The organism is Streptomyces calidiresistens, assembly GCF_014141525.1.
GTDB classification, from domain to species: Bacteria; Actinomycetota; Actinomycetes; order Streptomycetales; family Streptomycetaceae; genus Streptomyces; species Streptomyces calidiresistens.
In genome coordinates, this window is sequence record NZ_VKHS01000300.1 from 1 (window position 1) to 6055 (window position 6055).

Below are 6055 nucleotides of genomic sequence, written 5' to 3' on the forward strand. Positions count from 1 at the left end.
GTGTATGAGAGACAGAGGGGGCCGGGGGGCGGGCGGAGTTCCTGCCGCGTCGCGTGGACGACGTGCCCGTCAAGCTCTTCCCCGCCCGCCACGTCCTGCCGCGCTTCGAGGTCAGCGGCATCACCTCGCCCGCGCTGCTCGCCAACGCCCCGGCGTACCTGCGCTCGGCCGACATCGTGCACGTCCACCTCATGCGCGACCTCGTCACCCTGCCGGTGGCCATGCTGGCCCTCGCCCTGCGCCGCCCCCTGGTCCTCCAGACCCACGGCATGGTCGACCCCACCGACAAGCCGCCCGCCCGGCTGGTGGACGTGCTGGGGACCCGCCGCGTCCTGCGGGAGGCCGACGCCCTGCTGTACCTGACGGAGTCCGAGCGCCGCGCCACCGCCGAGGTGGTCGCCCCCGCCCGGCTCGCCCCCGCCCACCGCCTGGTCAACGGGGTGCCCGAGCGCCCCGAGCAGCGGGCCGGCAAGCCCGGTCGGCCGCCGACGATCCTGTTCGCCGCCAGGGTGCAGCGGGTCAAGCGCCCGCGCGACTTCGTCACCGCCATGCCGACCGTGCTGGAGAAGGTGCCCGACGCCCGGTTCCTGATGGCCGGCCCCGACACCGGCCCGCTCGCCGAGGAGATGCTCGCGCTCGCCGACCGCCTGGGGGTGGGCGACTCCCTGGAGTACCTCGGCGCCCTGGACCACGACGAACTGCTGCGCCGGATGCACGAGGCGGACGTGTACGTGCTGCCCTCCACCTTCGAGCCGTTCGCCGTCTCCATCCTGGAGGCGATGTCGGTGGGGCTGCCGGTGGTGGTCACCCGCACCGGCGGCCTGTCCCCGGACGTGGCGGCCTCCGGGGCGGGACGGGTGGTGGACAGCGACCCGGCGGAGAACGCCGACAACGGCGGGGCGGTCGGCCGGGCGATCCTGGAACTCCTGGAGCCGGAGGCCCACGCCGAGGCATCCGCCGCCGGGCCCGCGCTGATCGCCGAGCGGTTCACCGACGGCATCGTCGCCGACACGCTGCGCGGCGTCTACCGGGAGGTGCTGGCCCGCCGGGCCGCCGGCTGAGCGCCCGCCGGGCCGGGGCGGGCCGCCCGGAACGGGCACCGACCGCCGACCGCGGGGACGACCACGGGGGCCGGGTGCCGTGCGAGCCGTGCACGCCCTTCGCCCCGCGCGGTCCGCGCGTCCCGACCCGCCGTCGGGGGTTCGTCTCCCGGTGGCGCCGACCCCGGCCGTTTCCCGGTCGGGCCCCGCCCCGCCGACCCGCCGGGGGCGGACGCGGTCCCCGGCCCGGGGGGACCGCCTCTCCGCCCGTCCCGCTCAGCGGGGAAGCGCCCCCGGCGCCGGTCGTTCGGCGACCGCCTCCCGCTCCGCGCGGGCCATCTCCCGCGCCCGCACCCCGATCTGCCAGCGGTAGAAGCTCAGCCCCAGGGCGTAGTCGAAGCCGGCCCGCCCGTCCAGGAACCCCCGCTTGAGCACGTAGCCGTAGGCGAAGGACACCAGCGGCTTGAACGGGGCGCGGTGGAACAGCTGTCCCGCCCGGGTCTTGGCGGTGCGGATCTGTTCGCGCACCTCCGGCCGGCACTCCAGCCACGCCTCCCACTCCGCGTACCGGTTGTGGCGGTCGAACCAGGTGCCCACCGGGTCCAGGTCGTTGTGCTCGAGGGTTCCCGACAGGCGGTGCACCGGGTCGGCGAGCGGCTGGTAGTGCCCCTCCTGCTCACCCATGCCCGGGGCCTCGAGGTCGTCGGGCTCGGGGAAGCGGGTCCGGGTCCGGTCCACCAGCGCCCGCTTGACGATGGTGTAGCCGTGCCGCAGCCTGCGCCCGGCGAACCAGTACCCCAGGGGGATGTCGAAGGCCGCCGGACGCACCGGCCGGCCGTCCAGGAAGACGTGCCGCAACTCGGCCAGCAGGTGCGGGCTCGGCGCCTCGTCGCCGTCGACGAACAGCACCCAGTCGATGTCCGGTCGCACGTGATCCAGACACCACTGTTTCTTCTTGGGGTACTTGCCGTCCCAGGTGTAGGGGACCACCTCGGCGCCCTCGGCCCCGGCCAGCGCCCGGGTGGCGTCGGTGCTGTCGGAGTCCACCACGACCACCGCCTCGAAGTGGTCGATGACCGAGCGCACCGTCCCGGCGATGTTGCGTTCCTCGTTCTTCGTGGGGATCACCACCACGATCGGCAGCCTCGTCATGACGCGCTCACTCCCTGGTCGCTCGCGGGGCGGTGCCCCGTGGTCGTGGCCGGTCGCCGCGGGCCCGGGATCGGGCCCGCGGCGACCGGGTTGTTCACCGGTCCCGCCGGCTCAGCGGCGGGACCGGTCCAGCAGGTCCCGGTGCTCGGGACACAGGGTGGGGACGGCCTCCTCGGCCCCGGGGATCTCCCCGTCGCGCAACGCCTCCACGGCGCCGTCCGGGTCGTGCCGGGCGAGGTAGCCCAGCCGTTGGCAGGCCTCCAGCCCGGCCTGGAGGATCGGCGCCGGGTCGGCCCCCCGGGGCACCCGTCCGTCGAGGTACTCCCGTTCCTCGGCGGAGAAGGGGCGGTCCTCCACGGCCGGTGCCTGGTCGGGGGCGGGTTCACCGATCCGGCCCATGGAGGGGGCCTCGTCGTCGGCCCCCTCGCCCGGCTCTCCCCGCTCGTCGTCCTTTCCGTCCTTTCCCTTCTCCTCGGCACCGCTGTCACCGGCGCCCCCGGTGGTGTCGGGGTCCCCGGGGCTCCCGGGGTCGTTGTCGGTCTCTTCCGGGTCGTCGTCCCCGGCGTCGTCATCGGACCCGTCGCCGGCCGACGGGGTCGCCCCGGCGGACCGCTCCGTCCCCGATGCCCCGGCGGCCCCGGCGTCGTCGCCGGAGCCCCCGCACCCGGCGAGCGCCGTGACGGCCACCAGGGCGGCCGTCACGACACCCGCGCGGAAAGCGCGCCCGCGCATCTCAGGGCGCCCCGAAGGTGAGCAGCAGCCGCGGCTGGTTGGCGGCCGAGGCCTGGCGGGACCAGAACCAGAGGCTGGAGGGCCCCTCGCCCACCACGGCGAGGTCGAGTTCCCCGCCGAGGGCGGCGTTCACCGCCGCGGTGTCCAGCGGGATGCCGTGCACCGCGCCGGGCGAGTTCGCCCCGGTGAGGGTGCCCAGGACGTCGGTGCCGAGCCCGGGCCTGGTGTTCCAGGTGGTTCCGGCCTCGCTCCAGTCCCCGACCACCGGCACCACGATCTGGTCGTCCTCGGACCCCGCGTGGGCGTCGTTGGTGAGCCGGATCCGCAGCGTGGCGGCCTTCAGGACGGTGCCCGGAGGCGCGGTGGGGACGTCGAACCGCAGGTAGCTCTCGTAGGCGGGCGAGCTGCGCACGGCGAGCTGCTGGTGCGTGCCGTGCACGGTGTTGGGCGCCGCCTGGTTGACGTAGGTGTCGGCGGTCGGCACCGCCTCCACCACCGTGTCCGAGGGCACCGAGGCGGCCTGGAAGTGGGCGTTCACCCGGGCGGCGGAGAGGGTGGAGTGGTAGACCGCGATCTCGTCCAGCTGGCCCTGGAAGTAGTCGGTGGTCGGCCGGTTGGGCCAGTTGGCCAGCGAGTCGCCGCCCGCCCGCCAGAAGCCGGGGGTGGACCCGTAGTTCTGGGCGGTGGTGTAGAGCGTGCTGACGGCCTGCTGCTGCCCGTTGACGTACAGCCGCATGCCGTTGGTGCCCAGGGTGGCCACCACGTGGTGCCACTGCCCGTTGTTGTAGGCGGCGTTGGTGGTGATGGTGCGGGTGCCACCGCTGTTCACACCGAAGACCAGTCGGCCGTCGTTGCGCATGTAGACGTGGCGGTCACGCATGCTGCTGTTCTCCAGGATGCGGTTGCCGAAGCCGATCAGCTTGCCGCCCTGCGTGGTGGTGGTGCGGAACCACGTCTCCACCGAGAAGGTGTTGGTGGAGGCGAAGGGGGTGTCGCTGTAGGTGTAGGTGGAGGTGCCGTTGTGGCCGATGGACGCGGCGGAGGGGCCGTTGACGGCCGGGGGGAGCACGCCGCGCTGCGGTCCGCCCCGATGGACGCCGGAGTTGTTGTTGCCCGAGGCGTCGGAGGCGAAGTTGCCGCTCGTCTCGTCGCTGCGCCAGTACAGCACCGGGTTGTCGGCCAGCACCGCCTGCACGTACGGCTGCGTGGAGGAGGCGGCGGTGGCGGAGACGGCCGGGGACAGGGCGCTGGTGTTGCCCGCCGCGTCGGTGGCGGTGATCCGGTAGCTGTAGGTCACGCCCTCGGTGACCGAGGTGTCGGTGAAGGACAGCTGGGGTCGGCGCCAGGGGACCGAGGAACCCTGCACGGTGTGGATGGGCACGGCGGAGTTGTTGCGGTACACCCGGTAGGTGAGCAGGCTGTCGTCGAGGTCCAGGCTCGAACGCCAGGTCACCTCGATCCTCCCGGGGGCGTGGCTGAAGGCGTGGGCCTCGGGCGTGACCGGGTTGCCGGTGTCCGGTTCGCTCGCGAACCGGGTCAACCCCCACTGCGGGGAGCCGTTGACCGCGGTGAACTCCCCGGCGACCCACATGTAGTCCAGGCCGGTGTTCGGGTGTTCCTCGGAGACGGTGATGGCACGCGGGCCGATCTGCTCGCCCAGGCCGTCGTTGGTGTCCGGGAACCAGCCGAGCAGGGTCGGGTTGTGGACCGACTGCGCGAACAGGTGGAAGCGCGGTTGGTTGGGGAAGGAGCCCATCGAGGAGCAGTCGTGGGCGTGGTGTCCGCTGTAGAGGACGTCCCGGTACACGTGGACGGCCTGGGTGGCGCCCAGGCAGGTGTCCCGCCACCGCTGGTTGTAGGTGTCCGGTTCGATGGCGATCCGGCCGTCGAAGACGCCGCCGCCGGTTCCCTCGTTGCCGGTGTAGATGCCGGTGGCGTCGGCGTGCAGGTCCTTGACGACCGAGCGGGTCTCGATGAAGCCCAGCGGGTAGGCCCGGGTCATCGCCGCGTTGCCCGCGTCCACGATGGCCAGGGCGTGGGAGTCGACGCCGTTGATCGTGAAGAAGTCGCCGCCCAGGACGACGTTCTCCCCGTCGTGGGTCAGGGCCAGGGCGCGGCCGGGTTCGTCTCCGTTGGCCACCCACCCGGGGACCAGGGAGCCGGTGGTGTCCACGGCGCCGAAGTGGCGGCGCTGCTGCCCGTTGAGCTGGACGAAGTCGCCGGCCAGGTAGACGCGGTCATCGGTGGCCGCGAGCGCGTGCACGGTGTTGCTCGCCCCGGCGGAGAAGGGCTTGGGGGTGCAGGTGGGGATGTCGATGGCCGCGACGGACGAGGCGCCGATGCCGTTGACGGCGCCGAAGCGTCCCCCCACGTACAGCGTTTCGCCGTCGGGGGAGACGGCCAGCGCCCGAACCGTCTCGATGCCCGAGCCGACGGTGAACTCCGGCGCGCAGCCCTCGATCGGCGCGCCGGTGGCGGCGTCGAGGGCCACGAAGTTGCGCACGGGCCTCTCCTGCGTGCCGGGGGCGGCCCCGGGCGGGCGGATGGTGGTGAAGGATCCCCCGGCGAAGATGACGCCGTCGGACTCGGCCAGCGCCCAGACGATGCCGTTGGTCTGCCAGGTCGGCAGGTTGTCGGCGGTCATGGCGACCGGCGGGGTCAGCGCCTCGGCGGGTGGGGAGACGGCGGTCTCCGTTCCCGCCAGGGCGCCCAGGGTGAGGGCGAGGACGGCCGAGGCCGTCACCGCCCGTCTCGTCGTGCTGCCGCGGCTCGGTTTCATGGTGCCCCCACTAGTGGTGCGGGTCCCGGAACGTCGGGACCGGTGGTCGGGATCCGGCGGGTGATCCGGATCCGATCACGCTCGTTCGCGTGTTGGTCGAACGTCGGTCACGGGCGGAGCGTGATCAGTCGAGTCCGGCTGACGCCTGGTCAGCCGATCAGCGGAACCCTAGAGCCGGTCACGGAGCCGTGTCCGGGGTTCGGGAAAGGTTCCGAAGAGGTCGGGAAGGTCCGCGAGGTCCTTCGGGTCCGGTGGGTCGGGTGGGTCCGTTGGGTCCCCCGGGTCGGGGAGGTCGGAAAGATCCCGAACCTCCGCGAGGGCCGCGGGCCCCGGGAAGCGGAAGGGCGGGAAG

Annotated in this window: 3 protein-coding genes and 1 pseudogene; 1 reads left to right on the forward strand and 3 read right to left on the reverse strand. The window is 73.5% G+C overall.

The features are described 5' to 3' along the window. Positions 1-41: 41 nt before the first annotated feature. A pseudogene (locus FOE67_RS13820) lies at positions 42-1061 on the forward strand (glycosyltransferase); the annotation flags it as partial. A 255-nt stretch (positions 1062-1316) separates the two neighbouring features. Here the strand turns inward: FOE67_RS13820 and FOE67_RS13825 are convergent. The 3 genes from FOE67_RS13825 to FOE67_RS13835 form a co-directional block, all read right to left on the reverse strand. Next, entirely contained in the window at positions 1317-2192 is an 876-nt protein-coding gene (locus tag FOE67_RS13825) for a glycosyltransferase family 2 protein (protein ID WP_182664087.1), read from the reverse strand. Positions 2193-2303: 111 nt separating this feature from the next. After that, entirely contained in the window at positions 2304-2924 is a 621-nt protein-coding gene (locus FOE67_RS13830) for a hypothetical protein (protein WP_182664089.1), read from the reverse strand. A 1-nt stretch (position 2925) separates the two neighbouring features. Further along, the gene (locus FOE67_RS13835) at positions 2926-5703 is read right to left on the reverse strand and encodes a LamG-like jellyroll fold domain-containing protein (RefSeq protein WP_182664091.1); all 2778 of its coding nucleotides are present in this window, start codon (positions 5701-5703) and stop codon (positions 2926-2928) included. Positions 5704-6055 lie beyond the last annotated feature (352 nt).

Bases quoted from the DNA above. Each gene is read 5' to 3' on its own strand.
- FOE67_RS13835 (WP_182664091.1), bottom strand. From the start codon at position 5,703: ATGAAACCGAGCCGCGGCAGCACGACGAGACGGGCGGTGACGGCCTCG.
- FOE67_RS13825 (WP_182664087.1), bottom strand. From the start codon at position 2,192: ATGACGAGGCTGCCGATCGTGGTGGTGATCCCCACGAAGAACGAGGAA.
- FOE67_RS13830 (WP_182664089.1), bottom strand. From the start codon at position 2,924: ATGCGCGGGCGCGCTTTCCGCGCGGGTGTCGTGACGGCCGCCCTGGTG.